At 72.2% G+C, this 19,728-nt stretch carries 16 protein-coding genes; 8 read left to right on the top strand and 8 right to left on the bottom strand.

Annotation, left to right across the window (positions count from 1 at the left end):
- The first annotated feature begins 37 nt into the window (after nt 1-37).
- The 5 genes from AB0G15_RS30375 to AB0G15_RS30395 all read left to right on the top strand — a co-directional run bounded on the left by AB0G15_RS30375 (nt 38) and on the right by AB0G15_RS30395 (nt 7,361).
- A complete protein-coding gene (locus AB0G15_RS30375; RefSeq protein WP_362846328.1) occupies nt 38-2,845 on the top strand; it encodes a hypothetical protein in 2,808 nt (935 codons plus the stop codon).
- A gap of 246 nt (nt 2,846-3,091) precedes the next feature.
- Nucleotides 3,092-4,282, top strand: a complete 1,191-nt coding sequence (locus AB0G15_RS30380; RefSeq protein WP_362846330.1) for a histidine kinase — start codon at nt 3,092-3,094, stop codon at nt 4,280-4,282.
- Complete coding sequence (locus tag AB0G15_RS30385; protein WP_362684768.1) at nt 4,279-4,947, top strand: response regulator transcription factor; 669 nt, start codon at nt 4,279-4,281, stop codon at nt 4,945-4,947. The genes AB0G15_RS30380 and AB0G15_RS30385 overlap by 4 nt, the downstream gene beginning before the upstream one ends.
- A 168-nt stretch (nt 4,948-5,115) precedes the next feature.
- Nucleotides 5,116-6,432 (top strand): cytochrome ubiquinol oxidase subunit I, encoded by a 1,317-nt coding sequence (locus tag AB0G15_RS30390; RefSeq protein WP_362846332.1) that lies wholly within the window; start codon nt 5,116-5,118, stop codon nt 6,430-6,432.
- Nucleotides 6,411-7,361: a cytochrome d ubiquinol oxidase subunit II gene (locus AB0G15_RS30395; RefSeq protein WP_362846334.1), complete on the top strand. Its 951-nt coding sequence runs from the start codon at nt 6,411-6,413 to the stop codon at nt 7,359-7,361. The genes AB0G15_RS30390 and AB0G15_RS30395 overlap by 22 nt, the downstream gene beginning before the upstream one ends.
- A 67-nt stretch (nt 7,362-7,428) precedes the next feature.
- On the opposite strand, the gene AB0G15_RS30400 is transcribed toward AB0G15_RS30395, so the two are convergent.
- The 5 genes from AB0G15_RS30400 to AB0G15_RS30420 all read right to left on the bottom strand — a co-directional run bounded on the left by AB0G15_RS30400 (nt 7,429) and on the right by AB0G15_RS30420 (nt 11,670).
- Entirely contained in the window at nt 7,429-8,220 is a 792-nt protein-coding gene (locus AB0G15_RS30400; protein ID WP_362846336.1) for an ABC transporter, read from the bottom strand.
- Nucleotides 8,217-9,017, bottom strand: coding sequence for an ABC transporter permease (locus AB0G15_RS30405; protein ID WP_362846338.1), 801 nt, complete (start codon nt 9,015-9,017; stop codon nt 8,217-8,219). Before AB0G15_RS30405 ends, AB0G15_RS30400 begins: the two co-directional genes overlap by 4 nt.
- The gene (locus AB0G15_RS30410; protein ID WP_362846340.1) at nt 9,014-9,727 is read right to left on the bottom strand and encodes an ATP-binding cassette domain-containing protein; all 714 of its coding nucleotides are present in this window, start codon (nt 9,725-9,727) and stop codon (nt 9,014-9,016) included. The genes AB0G15_RS30405 and AB0G15_RS30410 overlap by 4 nt, the downstream gene beginning before the upstream one ends.
- A gap of 84 nt (nt 9,728-9,811) precedes the next feature.
- Nucleotides 9,812-10,483 carry a response regulator transcription factor gene (locus AB0G15_RS30415; protein ID WP_362846342.1) on the bottom strand — a complete coding sequence of 224 codons (672 nt, stop codon included), beginning with the start codon at nt 10,481-10,483 and terminating at the stop codon, nt 9,812-9,814.
- A complete protein-coding gene (locus AB0G15_RS30420; protein WP_362846344.1) occupies nt 10,480-11,670 on the bottom strand; it encodes an ATP-binding protein in 1,191 nt (396 codons plus the stop codon). The genes AB0G15_RS30415 and AB0G15_RS30420 overlap by 4 nt, the downstream gene beginning before the upstream one ends.
- Nucleotides 11,671-11,921: 251 nt before the next feature.
- Between AB0G15_RS30420 and AB0G15_RS30425 the strand changes: the two genes are divergently transcribed.
- Complete coding sequence (locus AB0G15_RS30425; protein WP_362846346.1) at nt 11,922-13,352, top strand: aldehyde dehydrogenase family protein; 1,431 nt, start codon at nt 11,922-11,924, stop codon at nt 13,350-13,352.
- A gap of 431 nt (nt 13,353-13,783) precedes the next feature.
- Here AB0G15_RS30425 and AB0G15_RS30430 read toward each other — a convergent pair whose 3' ends face one another.
- A complete protein-coding gene (locus tag AB0G15_RS30430; RefSeq protein ID WP_362846348.1) occupies nt 13,784-14,755 on the bottom strand; it encodes a zinc-binding dehydrogenase in 972 nt (323 codons plus the stop codon).
- A gap of 380 nt (nt 14,756-15,135) precedes the next feature.
- Nucleotides 15,136-16,152 (bottom strand): MerR family transcriptional regulator, encoded by a 1,017-nt coding sequence (locus AB0G15_RS30435; RefSeq protein WP_362846350.1) that lies wholly within the window; start codon nt 16,150-16,152, stop codon nt 15,136-15,138.
- A gap of 423 nt (nt 16,153-16,575) precedes the next feature.
- On the opposite strand from AB0G15_RS30435, the gene AB0G15_RS30440 reads away from it, so the two are divergent.
- Both AB0G15_RS30440 and AB0G15_RS30445 read left to right on the top strand, forming a co-directional pair.
- Nucleotides 16,576-16,755 carry a hypothetical protein gene (locus AB0G15_RS30440; protein ID WP_362846352.1) on the top strand — a complete coding sequence of 60 codons (180 nt, stop codon included), beginning with the start codon at nt 16,576-16,578 and terminating at the stop codon, nt 16,753-16,755.
- 63 nt (nt 16,756-16,818) lie between these two features.
- Complete coding sequence (locus tag AB0G15_RS30445) at nt 16,819-18,096, top strand: glycosyltransferase (protein ID WP_362846354.1); 1,278 nt, start codon at nt 16,819-16,821, stop codon at nt 18,094-18,096.
- A gap of 129 nt (nt 18,097-18,225) precedes the next feature.
- Here AB0G15_RS30445 and AB0G15_RS30450 read toward each other — a convergent pair whose 3' ends face one another.
- Nucleotides 18,226-19,365: an NAD(P)/FAD-dependent oxidoreductase gene (locus tag AB0G15_RS30450; RefSeq protein WP_362846356.1), complete on the bottom strand. Its 1,140-nt coding sequence runs from the start codon at nt 19,363-19,365 to the stop codon at nt 18,226-18,228.
- Between the last annotated feature and the right edge of the window lie 363 nt (nt 19,366-19,728).

Raw genomic sequence — 19,728 nt, forward strand, 5'->3', positions numbered from 1 at the left:
CACGAGCACTGCTGTGAGCACTGCTGTGAGCACTGACATGAGCACTGGCATGAGCACCTTCACCGCTCTGCGCGAGCAGCTCCTCGGCGCCGCCGCCGCGTTCGCCGGTGGCCCGGACGCGCTGCCGGAGATCCTGACGGGCCTGGTCGACGACGTCGACCGGGCGCTGGGCGAGGAGCTCGAGATCTTCCCGGTGTGCCACCACTCGCCGGCCTCCGCGCTGGCCATGACGCGGCGGCTGCGCGAGAAGCGGCCCAAGGTGATCTACCTGGAGCTGTGCGAGGACCTGCGGCCGCTGCTGGAGGAGCTGCGCAACTGCCGGTTGCCGGTGGCACTGCAGGCGTTCGCCACCGAGCTCGAGGGTTTCCCGCCCGGCTCCGGCCCGCTCAGCGTGGTGGCGCCGGTCACCGAGGCGTCTGCGGAGTACCAGGCCATCGCCTACGCGCTGGAGACGCCGGACGTCGAGCTGGTGCTGGTCGACCGCTCGTCGGACCACGTCTTCCAGTGGCTCCCCCGGGAACCGGCAGAACCGGCCGCCCCCGGCCGTACCGGCGAGGGTGCCGGTGACCTGCACGGCGACGCCGTGGGCGTGGAGGTGGGCGACCTGCGCCCGCGCTTCGCCGAGCTGGAGGAGCACCTGCTGCGCCACGGCAAGGTCCGGCACTGGTCGGAGTGGTGGGACCAGTACGTCGAGCAGCCGCTGACCGGCGCGGACCACGACACCTACCGGCAGGCCATGGCACTGGTCGGCAGCCTGTTCCGGCGGCTGGGCCCCGGGGGCGACCGGCTGGCCGACGACGAGGAACGCGAGCGCTACATGTGGACCCGGATCCACGAGCACCTCGCCTCCTCCGGCGCCGACCCCGCACACTGCCTGTACGTGTGCGGCGCCTTCCACGCGGTCAGCACGGTGCCCGAGTTCGGGCTGGCGTCCACCGTGCGGGACTACGTCGTCACCCCCCGCACGGCCACCCGCTGGCTGTACGGGCTCATCCCCTCCAGCCATTCGGCCATCGAGGCCCAGTTCGGCCTGGCCCAGGGGTCGGTGTCGATCGCCGCGGCGACCTGGGCCAAGGCCGCGACGCGCGGCGGCGTCACCCCGTACCGGCTGGGAGGGCAGCAGGGCACGCGCTCGCGCGCGAAGACCGCGCGGGCCGCGCGGGCCGTGGAACCGGTCCTGCCGGAGCCGGTGACCGACCGGCTGTCGGGATTCCTCGCCACCCCGCCCGCGCTGGACGGCCTGGACGAGGCCGAGCTGCGCGGATGGTGCGTCGACATCGTGCGGCTGGCCCGCCGCAACGGCTACCTGGCCAGCACGGCCGACGCCATCGCCGTGTTCGAGACCTCGATCCTGCTCGCGGGGTTGCGCAACCGGGCCAGGCCGACGCCGTACGACTTCCAGGACGCCGCCGTCACGTGCATCGAGAAGGACGCGGTGCCGGGCCGACGCGACATCCGCCGGCTGTGCGAGATCCTGCTGGGCGGCGACCGGATCGGCCAGGTCGGCTACCACGCGCTCCCGCCGCTGGCCCGCGACGTGTACGACCGGCTGGAACCGCTCGGGCTGGACCTGAGCAGGCGCACCCTGCAGCGGGCGCTGCTCGACCTCACCGTCGATCCCGAGCTGGTGCCGTGCTCGGATCTGCTGTGGAAGCTGCGCTACCTGCTGCCCGAGGACGCGGTCCGGCCCATCATGGGGACGCGCCGCCTGGGTGAGCGGCCGATCCAGGAGAGCTGGGACATCGCGATCGGCCGCCACCAGCGGGCGATCATCGAGCTGGGCTACGAGGGCGTCACCGTCGAGCAGGTGCTGGAACAGCGGCTGCGCCGCAAGGTGTGGGAGCCGCGGGCCACCGCGGGAACCGCCCTGGCCGCCGTGGAGGACGCCATCCTCTACCTGGGCAGCCGCCGCCTCACCGACGAGCTCGGCGACCGCGCGGTGGAACTGCTCGCCGCCGAACGCACCGTGGACGACGCCCCCGAGGTGCTGCACCGGATCCGCAGGTTGCTGGCCCACTACCGGGCCACCCAGCCGGACCTGCCGGCCTGGTGCGAGGCGTTCGTCACGGCCGGCTACGCGCACTACTGCACGCTGCTGCCGACCGCCTTCGTGGACGAGGACACCGGTGTCCGCCAGGTCGGCGCCACGCTCGGCTTCCTGTTCAGCATGGAGAGCCTCGCGCTGTCGCTGGGCTGTGACCGGACCCAGCTGGAGCTGGCGGTGCGGCAGTCGCACCCGGAGGCCCCCGCCAAGGTGGCGCTGCTGTGGGCGGCCAGAACCCAGCTGGGCCTGCTCTCGCAGGCCGAGCTGCGCGCCCGCTGTGACGAGCTGCTGGCCAACCCGCTCGTCATCCCCTCCTTCCCGCTCTACCTGAGCGGGTTCGTCCAGGCTCTGGAGCCGGTTCCCGCCCTCGCGCCGTTCGTGGTCGAGGTACTGTCCAAGGCGTTCGCCCGGCTGCCCGACCCGGTCCTGCTGCCGTGGCTGCCGACGCTGATCACGACGCTGCGGCGGCACGCGCTGGAGCTGGTGCCCGTCCTCGTCCGCGAGGCGGGCCGGACGTTCCCCGGAGGGCTGGCAGAGCTCGACGCGTGGGTCCCGCCGTGGGAGAGATCGGCGCCCGCGCCCGCGAAGGCGGTCCGGCGCGCACCGGGCGGGCCGGTGGCCGCCCTGCTGGCCGGACATCCGCAGGCGTGCGACGCCGTGGCCGCGCTGCTCGGCCACCCGGCGGAGTGGCCGTCATCCGGCGACGGCACGGCGACGGGCGCCGGCGGCGCGGCGGCGGGCGAGCTGCTCGCCCGGCACCCGGCGACGACCGGCGCGGTCGCGGCACTGCTCGCCGGCTGAAGGCGCGGACGCCGGTACGGTCGCGGCACTGCTCGCCGGCTGAGGGCGCGGGCGCGAGAACGGCGGGATCCCGTCCGATCTACATGATCGGGCGGGATCCCGCCGTTCTCAGGTCTCGCCACCGGGGCCCCGGCCCGGGCCGGTCGGCGTCGAAAGCGTCCTTGAGATGTCGAAAGCGTCGTTGAAGATGACGAAAGCGTCTTTGAGGATGACGCGGGAAAGGCTCCGCCGTCCTATGGTCACGCTATGCCGGTACGAGCCCTCCGGGCGCTGCTGCGAGGTGTCCCGCCCAGCCTGCTCGACGGGACGCTCGCCGTCCTCGTCGCCGTCGCCGCGACAACGATGATCGGCGTGTCCGCCGAGCCGGGCGCCAGGCCCCCGGACGCAGCGGCCTACGCCATCGGCGCGGGGATGGGCCTGGTCCTGCTCGCCCGCCGCACCTGGCCGCTGCCGGTCCTGGTGGCCAGTTGCGCGCTGGTGCTGGTCTACCACTCCCTCGCCTATCCGAGCCTGTCCGTCGCGATCGTCCTGGGCGTGGCCACGTACACGGCCGCGGAGCGCGGGCACTTCGGCTGGGCCGCGGCGGTCGTGGGCGCGCTCAGCGTCTACAGCGTCGGCTACCGCGCGATCGTCGTCCGGGACCCGGTGCTCAGCCTCCTCGTCGAGAAGGCGGCGCTCCAGGCGGCGCTGCTGGCGGCCGTGCTCTTCCTCGGCGAGGCGGCGCGGAGCAGGCAGGCGCTCGCGGAGGAGGTGCGCGAGCGGCTGCGGATCGCCCAGGAGGCCAGGGAGGCCGAGGCCGAGCGCCGTATCGAGGCAGAGCGGCTGCGGATCGCCCGGGAGCTCCACGACGTGATCGCCCACACCGTCACGGTGATCCAGGTGCAGGCCCAGGTGGCCCACGAGCTGTTCGAGGAGAGACCCGAGCGGAGCCGGCAGGCGGTGGCGGTGATCCGCGAAGCGAGTGTCGAGGCCATGAGGGAGCTGCGGTCGACGATCGGCCTGCTGCGCCACCTCGATCCGGGCGGGGAGCCCCGCGCTCCCGTACCCCGCCTGTCGAGCGTGCGGGACCTCACCACGATGGCGGAACGGGCGGGACTCCACGTAGGCTGGAACACTCGCGGGGAACCGTACGACCTTCCGGCGGCGGTCGACGCGAGTGCGTACCGCATCATCCAGGAGTCGGTGACGAACGTGATTCGGCACTCGGGGGCGAGCGTGGTCGAGATGACCGTCTCCTACGAGCCGTCGGGTGTCTCCATCGAGGTCGTCGACGACGGCGGAGGACCGGGAGGGCCCGAGGAGCGGCCGCCCGGCCACGGCCTGACCGGGATGCGGGAGCGCGTCGCCGCGCTCGGCGGCCACCTCGCCGCGGGCCCCGCCCCCGGCGGGGGATTCCGCGTCCACGCCTGGCTGCCCACGAAGGAGGGGCACCGGTGAGCACGCGCGTCGCCCTGGTGGACGACCAGACGCTGGTACGCGCCGGTTTCCGCGCGCTGCTCGAACGCGACCCCGGCATCGTCGTCGTCGGGGAGGCGTCCGACGGGGCCGAGGCCGTCGAGCTGGCACGCGGGGAGCGGCCCGACGTCGTGCTGATGGACATCCGCATGCCGGTCCTGGACGGCATCGAGGCGACCCGGGCCATCGTGGGCGACGCCTCGCTGCGGGACGTGCGGATCGTCATGCTCACCACCTTCGAGGTCGACGAGTACGTCTTCGACGCGTTGCGGGCCGGGGCCAGCGGTTTCCTCCTCAAGGACACCGACCCCGACGAGCTGCGCAGGGCCGTCCACGTGGTGGCCGGGGGGGAGGCGCTGCTCTCCCCCGGCGTCACGCGCCGCCTCATCGAGGGCTTCGTCACCGGAGAGCGCCCCCACCGGCTCGACGACACGCCTCTGGGCGTATTGACAGAACGCGAGAAGGAGATCGTGGGACTCGTCGGCGGCGGGCTGTCCAACGAGGAGATCTCCCGGCGCGTCTTCATCAGCCCGGCGACCGTGAAGACCCACGTGGGCCGTGCCCTGTTCAAGCTGGGGGCGCGGGACCGCGCGCAGCTCGTGGTGATCGCCTACGAGACGGGACTGGTCGTTCCCGGCGTACGGTGAGCGAGCCGCACACGTCCGGCGGCGCCTCCCGGCCTGCGGTGAGCGGCCGCACACGTCCGGCGACGCCTCCCTGCGTACGGTGAGCGGGCCGCATACGTCCAGCGGCGCTTCCCTGCGCCCCCACGGGATGACGACCGGCCCCTGCACGCGCCTCTAGCGTGCGAGACCATGGAGCCACTCGACCTCGCCAGGCTTGAGTTCGCGCTGACGACGAGCCTGCACTTCCTCTTCGTCGCGCTGACCCTCGGTCTCGCGCCCCTGATCCTGTACATGCAGGCCAGATGGGTGTTCGGCGGCAGGCCGGTGTACGAGCGGATGACCCGGTTCTGGGGGCAGATCTATCTCGTCAACTACGCGCTCGGCATCGTCACGGGCATCGTGATGGAGTTCCAGTTCGGGCTCAACTGGAGCGGCCTGGCGAAGCTGACGGGGGACGTCTTCGGCGCGTCCATCGCGCTGGAGACCCTGGTGGCGTTCTTCCTGGAGTCCACCTTCCTCGGGTTGTGGATCTTCGGATGGCACCGGCTCCCCCGGATCGCGCACCTCGGCGCGTTCGCCGTCGTCACGCTGACGGCCTACGCCTCGGCGTTCTTCATCATGGTGTCGAACTCCTTCATGCAGCACCCGGTCGGGTACGAGAGGCACGGGGCGGGCATCCGCCTGACCGACTTCGGCGCGCTGGTGAGCAACCCCGCCCTGACGGTGGCCCTGGCCCATCTGCTGCCGGCCGCGCTCAGCGTCGGGGCGTTCTTCGTGGCCGGTGTCAGTGCCCACCACTTCGTCCGGCGCACGCGGGACGTCGAGTTCTTCCGCCGCTCGATGCGCGTGGGCCTGGTGGTGGCGGCCGTGACCGCGCCGTCGGTCATGGTCACCGGCATCGCGCAGTTCCCGGTGATCGGCGGCTTCCAGCCCGCCAAGACGGCGCTGACCGCCGGCAGCGCCGAGGAGCTCGCGAAGGCCCGGAGCCTGCTCGCCGCCCGGTTCGGGCCGGGCGACCTCACCCCGCCCACGTGGATCTACGAGGTCAGCCAGGTCATGATCTACATCGGCCAGATACTGGCGCTGTTCTCCCTGATCCTCCTCCCGCTGATGGTCTGGCGCTGGAGCGTCCGCCTGCGGCCGCTGCTGCACGTGATGGTGTTCCTGATCCCGCTCCCGTTCGTCGCCGTCATCTGCGGATGGGTGGTCCGGGAGGTGGGCCGCCAGCCGTGGGCCGTCTACGGCCTGCTGAGAACCGAGGAGGCGCTCGGCGACATCGGCACGGTGGCCATCACCGGATCGCTGGTCGCGTTCACCGCGGTCCTGCTCCTGCTGGCCGCCGTCGACTACTCGCTCATCGCCCACCTCGTCCGGCGCGGCCCCGACGAGGACGTGCTCAGGCTCGGCGCCAGTACCCTGCCGGCGCCGGAGGCCGGCGCCGTCACCGCCACCGCTCGCCTGTCGCCGGAAAGGGAGGAAACGCCATGGACGTCGTCTGGCTACTGATCCTGGGGCTGGTCCTGGTCGGCTACTTCGTCCTGGAGGGGTTCGTCCTCGGCGCGGGGCTGCTGCTGGGCAGGTACGGCACGCGCGACGACACGGACGTCTCCGTGGCCGCCTTCGCACCGTTCGTGCTGGCCAACGAGGTGTGGCTGGTCGCCGTGGCGGGCGTGCTGATGGGCGCGTTCCCGCTCGTGGAAGGAGAGATCATCTCAGGGCTCTACCCGTTCGTCGTCACCGGCCTCGTCGGATGGGTCGTCCGTGACGCGGGGCTGTGGTTCAGGCTCCGCCGCACGGGGGGTGCCTGGCGGCGCCTGTGGGCGAGGGCGATCGTCGTCGGCAGCGGGTTGCTGGCCGTCGCGTGGGGGTTCGTCATCGGCAACCTGCTCCTCGGCCTGCCCGGGACGCCGCTGTCACCCGGAAGGTTGTTCGCCCCCTACGCGGTGCTGTGGGCGGTGACCCTGCCCGCGCTGCTCGCGGCGCACGGCACGGCCTTCCTGGCCCGCCGCCTGCCCGGCCGTCTCCGTCCCGACGTCCGGCGGCTCGGGGCCAGGGTCACGGGGCTCGCCCTCGTGCTCACCGCCGTGGCGACGGGCGGCGGCCTGGCGGTGACCGTCGTCACCCGGGGGCTCGGCGACGTCCCGGCGATGCTCCCCCTCCTCACCGCCGTGGCGGCGCTGTGGTGGATCCGGTCCCGCCCGTTCGGCGGGGGCGGCCGGATCCTCGCGCTCAGCGCCGTCGCGGTGGGCGCCCCGGCCGCCGCGGCCGGGCTGGTCGCCGCACCCGGCCTGCTGGCCCACCCGGCGAGCGGGCAGGCCCTCGCGGTGCTGACCGCCTACGGGCTCGGCGCGCTCGTCCTCGTCGTCGTCGTGCAGGTATGGGCGTGGCGGCTGTTCGACAGGCGCGTCGAGCCGGACGCTCCGTCCTTCTTCTGACGTCACCCGCGCTCCCACGGAGAGCGCCCCCTGCGGAGAGCGCCGTCCCCCGGGGGAGAGCGCCCCCCTATACGTCCCGCCTGGCGAAGACCAGCCAGGCGCCGCCGACGGACAGTCCCGCCCAGGCGGTGAGCACGAGCAGTCCGCCGGCCCGGCCGAGGGCGGCGCCCGGGTCGCCCGCCGTGTCGAGGAGGCTGAGGGTCGCCTCGTGGGGGAGGAACCTCACCAGGTCCGGCAGGGCGCCCCGCAGTGCCGGCGAGATGAGGACCGGCGTGACGAGGAGCACGGCGAGCGGGGTGACGACACCCCTCGCGATGACGGCGAAACCATGACCGATCAGGCTGAGCAGGAGATAGGCCCCCAGGACCGCCGCGAGGCCGACGGCCGCGGCACCGATCCCGAGGTGCCCGCCGGTGATCGCGGGAGCGTGCCCGACGAGGTGGCCGGGCAGGACCGCGGGGATCGCCGCGAGGAGGCCGGTCGCCGCGGTCGCGGCGAGTTTGGCGGTGAAGAGCCGGTTCCGGTCGGGGACGGCGGCGAGGGTGACGCGGAGCTGCCCTGCGCGGTACTCGCCACCCGCGGCGTGGACCGCGATCGCGACGAAGACGTAGACCGGCGACACCACGAGCGTGCCGAGCCGCCCGACCGCGATCTGCCCGTCCTGGCCGGCGATCCGCACGGCGTCCGTCGCGGCGAGGACGCCGAGCAGGGCGTTCGCGGCGGACGCGACGGCCAGGGCGACCCAGGTGACCGGCAGGGTGCGGATCTTGGCGAGCTCCGCGGCGAAGACGTCACCGAACCCGACGGCGCCGGCGGCATCCTCGGTGGCGCCGGTCCTGCCTGTCCTGTCGGCGCTCACCGCGCGTCCCTCCCGCCGAGCGTGATCCCGGCGACGACCGTGGTGACCAGCGCCCAGCCCACGAGCACCAGCAGGCCGTGTACCGGGCCCGCGCTGAGCCGGTTCACCCCGGCGTCCAGCAGCAGGTTCCGGCCGGCGCTGGCCGGGAACAGCGCGTCCAGGGCCGGGGCGGCTCCGGACGGCACCTGCGTCATGGTGAGGGCGATCAGGGCGACGACGACGGTGACGCCGGCGAGGGTGCCGCGGGCGATGACGGTGATCGCGAAACCGGTCAGCGAGAACAGCACCGCGAAGACGACGAACTTCCCGTGACCGAGGAACGCGTCGCCGCTCAGGAGCAGGCCCGGGTTCCAGTCCTTGACGGCGGCGTACATGAACGCGGTGCTGATCCCCGCGATCAGGATCGCCGCGCAGAGCAGGAACGCGGTGAGGGCGAGGATCTTCGCGACGAGCAGCCTGCCTCTCCGCGGCATCGCCAGCACGGTCAGCCCGAGCTGGCCCGAGCGGAACTCCTGCCCGGCGATCATCGCGGCGAGGACCGGCAGGAGCATGCTGATCTGCAGCGAGGACGAGACGAGGAGACCGAGGATCGCCTCGTTCGCCGGTTCGGGCTCGCCGGCGAAGATCTCGATGACGCCGTCGGGCGTGATGGCGGCCACCGCCTCGGCGAAGAGCCTCGCCGGCTGGGCCAGGACGAGCACGTCGAGGGCGAGCATGACGCCCATGAAGATCCACACGCTGGGCAGGGTAAGGATCTTGGTCAGTTCCGCGCGGGTCGCGTACAGCACGGCGCTCACCGCCCCGGCGCGTTCCGGTCGCCGGTGAGCGCGAAGAACGCCTCCTCCAGCGACGGGTGCCCCGCGGTGATCTCGGCGAGGGAGCCCTGGGTGACGACACGACCGCGATCGATGATCACCACGTCGTCGGCGGTGCCGGCCGTCTCCGTCATCAGGTGGCTGGAGAGCAGCACGGTACGGCCGGACGCGGCGTGGTCGCGAAGGAGGCGCCGGATCCAGCGGATCCCGTCCGGGTCCAGCCCGTTCACGGGTTCGTCGAGGACGAGGACCTCCGGGTCACCGAGCAGCGCCGCGGCGATGCCGAGCCGTTGCCCCATCCCCAGCGAGTACTTCTTCACCCGCTGTCTCGCGACGTCGCCCAGGCCCACGACGTCGAGCACCTCCCGGACCCTGCTCCGGCCGATGCCGTTGGACCGGGCGACCCAGGTGAGATGGTCGACGGCCCGGCGCTCGGGCACCGGGCCCGCCCCGTCGAGCAGCGCCCCGACCGTGCGCAACGGACACCTCAGGTCGCGGTACCGTTTCCCGCCGATCAGCGCGGTACCGCCGGTCGCCGCGTCCAGGCCCAGCAGAACGCGGAGTGTGCTGGACTTCCCGGCCCCGTTCGGCCCGAGGAAGCCGGTGACCCGGCCGGGACGCGCGGTGAAGCTGACGTCGTCGACGGCCGTCCTGCCTCCGTAACGCTTACTGAGCCGGGAAATCTCGATCACCGTTCACCTCGCCGTGCCTCGCCGGATGGACGGCTCCAGACTGCGGCGGGGAAGCGCCCCCTCGCGTCACCCGAAAGTAGACACCTAGCGGGGCTCGTGCAGCAGTCCCGCCTCGTAGGCGAGCACGGCCAGGTGCGTGCGGTCGTTCACCCCGAGCTTGGCGAACGTGCGCCGCAGGTACGTGCGGACCGTCTCCAGGCTCAGGAACAGCTCGTCCGCGATCCGCTGGTTCGAGTATCCGCGCGCGACGAACCGGATGACCTGTATCTCCCGCTCGGAGAGCACCTGGCCCGCGAACGCGTGCCGGTGGCCGGGGCGGCGCGGCGCGAACCGGTGCATCAGCCTCGCGGTGACCTCGGGGGCGAGCATGGCGTTGCCCGCGTGGACGGTACGGACCGCCTGGAGCACCTCCGGCGGGGACGCGTTCTTCAGCAGGAACCCCGATGCTCCGAGCGTCAGCGCCTCGTGCACGTACTCGTCGAGGTCGAAGGTCGTCAGCATGATCACACGGGTGCCCGTGTCCCGCAGGATGCGGCGTGCCGCCTCCAGCCCGCTCGTACCCGGCATCTGCACGTCGAGCAGCGCAACCGCCGGTCTCAGCGCACCGGCGAGCCTGGCCGCCTCCGCCCCGTCGGCGGCCTCCCCCGCGACCCGGAACCCCTCGGTCCTGGAGAACAGCTTGCGGTACACGCCGCGGAAACGCTCGTCGTCGTCGGCGAGGAGAACGCCGATGACCTCGCGTTCCGCCGCGCTCACCGGGCACCTCCCGCGGGGAGGCGCGCGGTGACGTCGAACCCGCCGTCCGGGTGGTTCCCCCAGGTCACGGTGCCGCCCACCAGCCGGGCCCGCTCCCGCATCCCCCGCAGGCCGAATCCGGAACCTCCGTCCGGGCTCCGGGCTCCGGGTCCGTGGTCGCGGACACGCACGACGACCGTCTCCCCGTCCTCGCGCACGTCCACCGCGCAGCCCGCGCCCGGCGCGTGCCGCACCACGTTGCTCAGCGACTCCTGGACGATCCGGAACACCACCGCTCCGACCACGTCGTCGACGTGACCGTTCACCTCGATCCGGGCCTCGACGCCCACCCCGGCGGCGCGCGTCGCGGCGACCACCGAGGGCAGCCGCGCGACTCCCGCCGCCGCCCCTCCGGCCCTCGCGCCCGCCGGTCCCGCTGCCGTCCCTCCCGAGCCCGGTCCCGACCCCGCGCTCGCCGGCGAGCCGGGAGCGGAACGAAGCGCCCGTACGAAAGCCTGTACCTCCTCCAGCGCCCTCCGCGCGTGCGCCTCGACGTCGGCCAGCGAGTCACGCAACTCCTGTTCCCCGGCGTCGGGAAGGGCCCGCGTCACGCCCGCCTCCGCGCTGATCACCCCGAGCGCGTGACCGACCACGTCGTGCACGTCGCGCGCCACCTCCAGCTGCACCCGGGCTCGCTCCGCCTCCCGGGCGGCCGCGATCTGCCTGCCCGCCGCGGTACCGAGCAGCCAGGCGACGCTCAACGCGGCGACGGCGAGGACCAGCCGCTGCCCGGCCCCACTCGCGTCCCCCGCCGGGACGCCCGTCACCGCCGCCAGCCCCGCGAGGAGACAGACGAGCACGAGGACGAGCGCACGGGTGCGGGCCGCGTGCGCGATCGCGAGGGGGTACAGGCACCACGCCGTGGCGAGCAGCGGATCCTGGCACACGCCCAGGACGCTCCCCGCGACCGTCGCGATCCCGGCGATCACCGTCGATCCGGCCGGGAAACGCCGCCGGAGGATCATCGCCCCGCCGGTGACCGAGGCCAGCGCCAGCCCGGCCACCAGACGCGACCGGTCCGCGACGGCGAGCGTCGGCGGCAGCCAGAACATCCCGACGACGAGAACCGCGGCCAGGATGTCCGGGAGCGGCCGTGCCCCCTCGCCCGAACCGGCCAGGGCTCGCCCGGCGAGAGAACGACTCCGCATCACCACAACCTACTCAAGGGGCCGCCGTGACCGGGCGGGACCGGTACGCGGTGGCAGGCCGTTCCGAGGTCGTCCGGCCGGCGCTTCCCGGCCGGTCCGCCGAACCACCGGACAAGCCTCGCGCTTCGCGACGGCATCCGTGCTCCCTGTGTCCACGGACAACGTGTCCCTGCCCTGACCAGGGTCTTCCTCGTTATCCGCGGATCATCTCGACCTGGATGTCGTCCTCCACGCGGTGAATCGTTGAGGCCATGACACCCACACATGAGCACCTGAGCGTGACCGGTCACTGGATCGACGGCGCGATCGTCGGCGGGAACGGCGACACCATCGACGTCGTCAACCCCGCCACCGGCGACGTCGTCGCGACGATCCCGGCCGGCACCGCGGCCGACGTCGACCGCGCCGTCGCGGCGGCGCGGGCCGCCTCTCCCGGATGGGCGGCGACCGAACCGGCACAGCGGGCTTCGATCATCCAGCGGCTGGCCGACGAGCTGGCCGCGCGCAACGAGGAGATCGCGCAGGCCGTGACCGCCGAGATGGGCGCCCCGATCACCCTGGCCCGCCTCGGCCACGCGGGCTTCCCCGTCGCGGTCGCGTCCGCGACGGCCGGCCTCGCGGCCGGGTTCCCCTGGACCGAGGAGATCGGCAACTCCCTCGTCGTCCGCGAGCCCGTCGGTGTCGTCGGCGCGATCACGCCGTGGAACTTCCCGCTCCAGCAGGTCATGACGAAGATCGCACCCGCGCTGCTGGCCGGGAACACCGTCGTGCTCAAACCCGCCGAGTTCGCCCCCCTGACGGCGCGGCTGTTCGCCGAGGCCGCGAGCGCCGCGGGAATGCCCGCGGGCGTGTTCAACGTGGTCTACGGATCCGGGCCCGTCGTCGGCGAGGCGATCGCCGCCCATCCCGACGTGGACATGGTCTCGTTCACCGGTTCCACGGAGGTGGGCAAACGCGTCTCGGTCGTCGCGTCGGCCACGGTCAAGCGGGTCGGGCTCGAGCTGGGCGGCAAGTCCGCCAACCTCGTGCTCGATGACGCCGACCTGGACCACGCGGTCGACGAGACGCTCGTCTACGCCTGGACCAACAACGGTCAGGCCTGCGGAGCGTGGACCCGCATGCTCGTCCCGGCGGCCCGGCATGACGAGATCGTGCGGATGCTCGTCACGGCGGCGAAGGCCTACACCGTCGGAGACCCCACCGATGAGGCCACCCGGCTCGGCCCCCTGGCGTCGGAGCGGCAGTGGAGCCGCGTCAACGGCTACATCGAACGCGGCATCGCGGACGGGGCGACCCTCGTCGCCGGCGGCCCCGGCCGGATCCCCGGCCTGGAGCACGGCGCGTACATCCGGCCGACCGTCTTCGCGAACGTCGACCCGGACTCGGTGATCGCGCAGGAGGAGATCTTCGGACCCGTGCTGTCCGTCATCCCCTACGACGACGAGGACCACGCGGTCGAGATCGCCAACAACACGATCTACGGCCTCAACGCCGCCGTGTTCGGCGAGGACGAGCACGCCCTGCGGATCGCCGGGCGGCTGCGGGTCGGGCAGGTGTACATCAACGGCGCCCGGTTCAACCCGCTCGCCCCGTTCGGCGGGTACAAGCAGTCCGGCAACGGACGGGAGATGGGCCGCGCGGGTGTGGAGGAGTTCACGGAGCTCAAGGCCATCCAGCGCTAGCCCCGCGTTCCGCGCGTGACCCCGATCCACCTGGGGTGACCACCCGTCGCACCGGATCGGACGGAGCCGCCGGCCCGCGACGGTGCGACGGGCGCGGAAACCGGGACCGGCCGGCCCGCACATGAGAACGGCGTCCCGACCGGTCCCGCCGCGAGGGCGGGCAGCGTACGGGTCTCCCCGGTCACGGCAGGACGCGGTCGGCGCGGGCCCGGTCACGGCAGGACGCGGTCGGCGCGGAGGGACGTGAGTGGCATTCCCTCGCCCCGGTACCGCGACGACAGGGCGGCGTCCCGGAACGCCACCTCGGAGCACCACCTCGGAGCACCGCCCTGGAACACCGCCTTGGAACACCGCCTTGGAACACCGCCTTGGAACATCGCCCTGGAACACCGCCTTGGAACACCGCCTTGGAACATCGCCCTGGAACACCGTCAGATCAGGAGCAGAGTCTTCCCCAGGGCACTGCGCGACTCGATCGCGGCGTGCGCGTCCGCGGCGCGTTCCAGGGGGAAGGTCTGGCCGATGATCGGCCGGATCCGGCCCGCCACCGTTTCCGACATCACCCGCTCGGCCCAGTGCCGCATCTTCGGCCCGAAGCCGAAGAGCTGCTCGATCCCGATCACCTCGACTCCGTGCCGCCGCGCCCGAGCGGGATCGATCACCGTGACCTCTCCGCTGGAAGCACCGTGGACGGAGAAACGGCCGCCGTCCGCCGTCGCCTCGAACGCGGCCCGGCCGATCTCCCCGCCGACCCCGTCGAACACCACGTCGGGGCCCGGACCGCCGGTCGCCTCGCGTACCCGCTTCGTCCAGTCCGGATCGGAGTAGTCGACCACGGCCTCCGCGCCCAGGTCACGGGCCAGGTCCAGCTTCCGCGCGCCGCGCGCGGCCCCGACGACCCTGGCACCGGCCGCCCGGGCCAGCTGCACCAGCAGGCTGCCGACGCCGCCACCCGCCGCCTCGACCAGCACCCACTCCCCGGGACGAATCCGGGCTCCCTCGACCAGACCCAGCGCGGTGCCTCCGTCGGTGTGCAGGGCGACGGCCTCGGGCAGCCCCAGCCCTTCCGGCACCGGGATCAGGTTCTCCACGACGGTCACCGCACGCTCGGCGAAGCCGCCGGTCTCCCCGACATCGGCGATGACGCGCCGCCCGGACCAGCTCGGGTCCACGCCCTCCCCGGTCGAAGCCACCCGGCCGGCCACCGTACCCCCCGGCACGTACGGCAGTGCGGGCCTGTCGTGCCACTTGTCGACACCACGCCGGATCTGCGTCTCGACGAACGTGATGCCCGCGACGGACACGTCGACCACCACCTGGCCCGGCCCGGCGACCGGATCCGGCAGCTCGCCCGGGACCAGCACCTCCGGACTTCCGAAACGCGTCGCCTGCACCACCCGCATGTCAATCGCTCCCCCGCACTCGGCCCACCCGTACACCGGCGCAGAGAAGTCTCCAACCTCAACCGGAGTCGAGGTCAAGTGGCCACGGACCTGTCCGGCAACCCGCCGACCGCGCTCTCGTCGACGGGGCGCGCTGACGGCAGGCCGCGGTAGTGCGGGGTGCCGCACAAACACCTCGGCCGCGCATTCCAGGTTCGTTTCCGCGGCCGGCTCACCGGCGTGCCGGTCAAGGGTGATCCGGTCAAGGGTGATCCGCTGACGGCCTGGCGATCCTTCGTCGACGACCGCACCGACCGGGGAACGAGGGGATCCCGCCCGACCAAGGCGATCGAACGGGATGTGGTTCCGCGCGATCCGTCCGAGGCGCCGCGTGGAGGTGCTCAAGCTTCGTCGCGGACGGCGGGCCGGGCCGAGGCACGAAGGGCCGCCGCGATCCACCTGAAGAGCACGGGACCCTCCTCGCCCGTATCGGGCGGCGTCCCGTTGATCACGGACACCAGGGACAGATACCTGCCATGAGTGGCGTCGTACCGGGCCTCCTCCTGGGAGTCCTCGCGTTGGGCCTTCTCGACGAGGAGGAAGGCCGCGGCCAATCGGTCCCGTGACTCGGCCGTGGCCTGCCCGCCGAAGACCTCGGCGGTCGCGTTCGCCATGCGGACGACCAGTTCCCGCGCCCGGGGGGAGTCCGCCGGCAGCCCGGAACGGTACGCCTCCACGACCTCCTCCCCGACCTTCGCCCCCTCCCGGTGGATGAAGTCCCACACCGGCGCGGCGGCCAGGCGCCGTCCCGGGAACGTGCCGTAGGTGTCCCGGAGATAGGAGCGGACCGCGCCGCGGAACTCCTCGCCCCGTACCAGGTCGGCCAGCTCGATCCAGGCTTCGAGCTGGACGGCGGCGGGGTCCTCCGGCAGCCGCGGTCGCATCGTCCGCAACCGCTCGACGAAACCGGGGGGTACGTCGAGGTCTTCGCCGACCTCGTTCCAGAAATCGTCGACGAGCCGCTCGCGCTCCTCATCGGGCATCGAGACGAGTCTGTGCATCAGGGCCACCTGCGCGGCCGTGCCACCTTGCTTGACAAGGGTCCTCAGCACGGCCCGTCTGGCCCGGAGGTCACGCTCTTGACGCTCGACGAGTTCCAGGTGTGTCACCAGGAGATCGTGCAGTGACGTCTCGCCGTCGAGCAGTTGGCGGATGTCGTCCAGGCCGGCGTCCAGGTCGCGAAGGGTGCGGATGAGCTCCAGACGGGCGATCGCCCGGACGTCGTACAGGCGGTAGCCCACCTCGGTCACACGTGTGGGGGCGATGACCCCCGCGTCGGAGTAGTACCGGATGGCGCTGACACTCAGACCGGTCCGGCGGGCCACGTCCCCGATCGGATACAGCTCGTTGTCGTCCATGCCGTCACTATGGGGTCTCAAGCGGCTTGAGACTCAAGCCCCGCCCACCACCGCCGTGCGGCCACGCGCCTCAGCGGTCTCTGGCGATTGACCGTGAAGATCTCTGGCGAGTGAACGCGGAGATGCCGCCATGAGCAGGGCGGCCGGCCCGGCCGCCGGGCTACCGGCTCGCTACGGACTACCGGCCGGCCTCGATCATGGCGTACTCCGCCGCGCCGGAGACCGGCTCGTTGTACTGAGGGACAGGAACAGCGCGACACCTGTCGTCATGCCCGGCCACAGGGCCGGTCCCGGCCAGTACGGCCCCTGCTTTGTCGCCGGCTCCCCCGCGGCGACACCGGCCCGGTGTCACGGACCGGCCTCCCGTCGTCCGCTGAAGCCGGAGAGCAGGTCCGGCGGTTGCCCACCACCCGGGAGACCCTGATGTCGCTCGCCGATCACGACGGCGAGCGGCCCGGCCCCGACCCTCACGATCCAGGCCGTCGCCTGCCGGCGGGACCGTTCGCCGTGGGCCGGTACCGCCGCTCGCGCCCCGAGGATTTCGAATACGCATGGGAAGAATGCGCGTGGGAAGAATGCGCGATCCGCCTTTACGCATTGTAGAATCGACGATCACCGTCCTGGACGGGGCGACATGCGTATGTGTCGCATCAACTGGAGCCTGGAATGCGCGTCCTCATCGTTACGGATTCTTTTTCGCCGAGGATGGACGGGGTGGCGGTCTCCGTCGAATCCCTGATTCACGGCCTTGTCTCCGCCGGCCACGACGTGGGAGTGGTTTTTCCGGGGCGGCGCTCGGAGTACTGGGCGGACGAAACGGGCACGCGGCGGTGGCGCGTCTCGTCGTTCAGGACTCCGCTGGACGGGTATCCGCTCTCCCTGGCCTCCGCGAAAAGCATCGCCAGAATCATTCGCGTTTTCGAACCGGATTTCATCTCCGTCCAGACCATCGGTTCTCTCGGGGTGGCGTCCCTGCGCGCATCGCACCGGCTGGAATCGCCTGTCGCGCTCTCCTGGCATACGGATTTCGAGTCCTACCTCAACAGATATCGGCTGGCGTGGCTGTTCATACTTCCCGCATACATCGTTCTGAGGGGAGGAGGTGTCCGGTCATGCCGCGATTTGACGAGGAAGGCGGCCCGCGCCGGCGGGTCCGGCGTCATCCGGGAAATCCTCGCGTACGTGGCCGATGCCGCCGACCTGGTGGTCGCCCCGTCCGCCGGAACCGCCTCCTACCTGAAGGGCCTGGGAGCCGAGCGGCCTGTTTTCGTGCTGCCCACCGGCGTCGAGGAATCGGAGTTGAGGGGAGGAACACCGCCGGAAGGGCTGGTCGAGTCCATCGAAGCCACTTCGGAGGGAAGCCGCATCGTCTACGTCGGCCGTCTGAGCCGGGAGAAGGGGATCGACTTCCTCGTGGAGGCGTTCGGGCACGTTGTGGAGCGCCGGCCACGAGCGGCTCTCATCCTTGTGGGCCCGTGCGAAGACCCGAGAACATGGCTTCGGCTGCGTGCGGCGCGGCTGCGTCTGGGAGCGAACCTGCTCGTGGTGGGCCCCGTGGAGCGCCGGACACTGTCGGACCTCTACCGCCGGGTCGACGTCTTCGCCACCGCCTCCGTCACGGAGACACAGGGAATCACGGTGTGGGAGGCCGCCCTCGCGGGACTACCCGTCATCGCCAGGGACGACTTTCTCGACGAGGACGTCCGTGCGGAGGTCCTGGGCGGCTTGCGGACACCGGAAAAATTCGGGGACGCGATTCTGAGTCGCATCGATCGGGGCAACCGAGCCGGGAAGACCGGCAGGACGCGCGTGGGGCCCACCGGCACCGACAGGGCGCGACTGCTCGTGGCGGCGGTCGACCGTGTGCTGTCCGGTGAAACCGGCGGTCCAGACCGTCCTGGGCCGTGGTTCGCACGAGACGGGGCCTGGCACGAAGGACGATGACGTGCGTGGAAGCGGATCAGACCGGCATGGTTCCGGCCTCGGCGGCCACCGCGCGAAAGGCACGTACGTCCGCGGAGGACCACCGCGGACGTACGTGCGCCCGCTCCGTCACAGGCGAGCCGGCCGGCGTCACCGGTGAGGGTGGTCGATCGCCAGGTCCGCGAGTTGTGAGCTGACTTCGGGAAACGAGCCGTCGCCGAACAGGATCCGCGCCGCCAGGGCACGACCGGCACGACCGCGCAGCGCGGCCACCGCCGCCTCCGCCGCGGCGGGGGATCGGATGCCGGCGAACACGCGGCGCAGCAACAGCCGGCCCCGGAACCGGGTCCGCAACGCGTTCCCGTCGTACCGGCTGAGCATGCGCTGGTCGCCAGTACGCAGGTACCCGGCGGTGACCGCCGCGGCCAGTTCGGACATGCGCAGGCAGGGGTCCAACCCACCGGCCGTCAGCGGCGACACCGCGCCCGCCGCGTCTCCGACGAGCAGGCCGGCGGGGCACGCCAACCGCCGCAGCACACCGCCGACCGGGATCGGACCACCCCGGCGCTCGACCGGTCCGGCCGGTGGTGTGCTGCCGGGCGCGTCCGCGGCGAAGGCGTCCAGCAGGTGGCGGATGCCGGTGCGCATCGCGTTCGGATACCCCGCGACGCCGACATGCGCATGCCGGCCGTCGTCGACGACCCATCCCAGGTACCCCGGAGCGATCCGGGGGTCCAGCACGCAGTGGAACGCCGGGGTGGTCGTGCCCGACGCGATCGGGTGGACGATCTCGGCACCGGTGAGGAAGCGCCGGTTGACGTCGAGGCCGAGATCACGGGCCACCCGGGAGTGGGCGCCGTCCGCGCCGACGACGAACCGGGCCGTCACCGGTTCCGCATCCGCGAACCGTACGAAACCCATTGACGCGCCGACGTACCGTACGCCCAGGAGGACCCGTGCCCCGGCCGACTCCGCCGCGCGGTGCTCGTGCTCGTAGACGGCCGCCATGTCGGCCACGCGGTACTCGTCCCGGTCGCTGGTGAGCCGGATCGGCGCCCGCCGCGACGGCGGATACAGCAGCACGTCCCGGATCCCCGGCCCGAGCAGGTGATCCGGCACGTCGAAGTCATCGAGGGTACGGCGCACGAAGATCCCTGTCGTGCGGATGCCCGCCGACAGCGACCTGCGGCGGTCGACCACCATCACGCTCAGTCCCCGTCGCGCGAGCAGGCGGGCTGTGCGCAGGCCGGCCAGGCCCGCACCCACGACCAGTACATCCACTGTCTGCATACCTTGCGACGGTAGGGGCGATGCCTCATCCGTACGATGGTTTGCACGCTACCTGCCCCATACCTCCACACCGTCGCCACACTCGAGGCCGTGGATCCCCCCTCTGCCCAGAGGCGGCCGCGGAACCGGCGTCACGCTCGTGACGGCCGGCCGTCACTACGAGCCAGGGCGATTCCGAACCTTTTGCATTGTTGTCATTTTCATGGGTTTGTCGAGAAACAGCGACACTTTCCGTGGTGTCCGTACAACGCCATCAGGATCAGCGCCTGACGCGATGCTGAGTAGCGTTGGAGGAGCGCCGTCGAGGCTTCGGCCCCGACTCGACGCCGCCCGAGCACCGAAACATCCGTCATCCCGATGACT

The sequence above is a fragment of the Streptosporangium sp. NPDC023825 genome (genome assembly GCF_040639575.1).
Taxonomy (GTDB): domain Bacteria; phylum Actinomycetota; class Actinomycetes; order Streptosporangiales; family Streptosporangiaceae; genus Streptosporangium.

Bases quoted from the DNA above. Each gene is read 5' to 3' on its own strand.
- AB0G15_RS30390 (WP_362846332.1), top strand. From the start codon at position 5,116: ATGGAGCCACTCGACCTCGCCAGGCTTGAGTTCGCGCTGACGACGAGC.
- AB0G15_RS30420 (WP_362846344.1), bottom strand. From the start codon at position 11,670: ATGCGGAGTCGTTCTCTCGCCGGGCGAGCCCTGGCCGGTTCGGGCGAG.
- AB0G15_RS30450 (WP_362846356.1), bottom strand. From the start codon at position 19,365: ATGCAGACAGTGGATGTACTGGTCGTGGGTGCGGGCCTGGCCGGCCTG.
- AB0G15_RS30375 (WP_362846328.1), top strand. From the start codon at position 38: ATGAGCACTGGCATGAGCACCTTCACCGCTCTGCGCGAGCAGCTCCTC.
- AB0G15_RS30445 (WP_362846354.1), top strand. From the start codon at position 16,819: ATGCGCGTCCTCATCGTTACGGATTCTTTTTCGCCGAGGATGGACGGG.
- AB0G15_RS30380 (WP_362846330.1), top strand. From the start codon at position 3,092: ATGCCGGTACGAGCCCTCCGGGCGCTGCTGCGAGGTGTCCCGCCCAGC.
- AB0G15_RS30425 (WP_362846346.1), top strand. From the start codon at position 11,922: ATGACACCCACACATGAGCACCTGAGCGTGACCGGTCACTGGATCGAC.
- AB0G15_RS30395 (WP_362846334.1), top strand. From the start codon at position 6,411: ATGGACGTCGTCTGGCTACTGATCCTGGGGCTGGTCCTGGTCGGCTAC.
- AB0G15_RS30435 (WP_362846350.1), bottom strand. From the start codon at position 16,152: ATGGACGACAACGAGCTGTATCCGATCGGGGACGTGGCCCGCCGGACC.
- AB0G15_RS30430 (WP_362846348.1), bottom strand. From the start codon at position 14,755: ATGCGGGTGGTGCAGGCGACGCGTTTCGGAAGTCCGGAGGTGCTGGTC.
- AB0G15_RS30440 (WP_362846352.1), top strand. From the start codon at position 16,576: ATGTCGCTCGCCGATCACGACGGCGAGCGGCCCGGCCCCGACCCTCAC.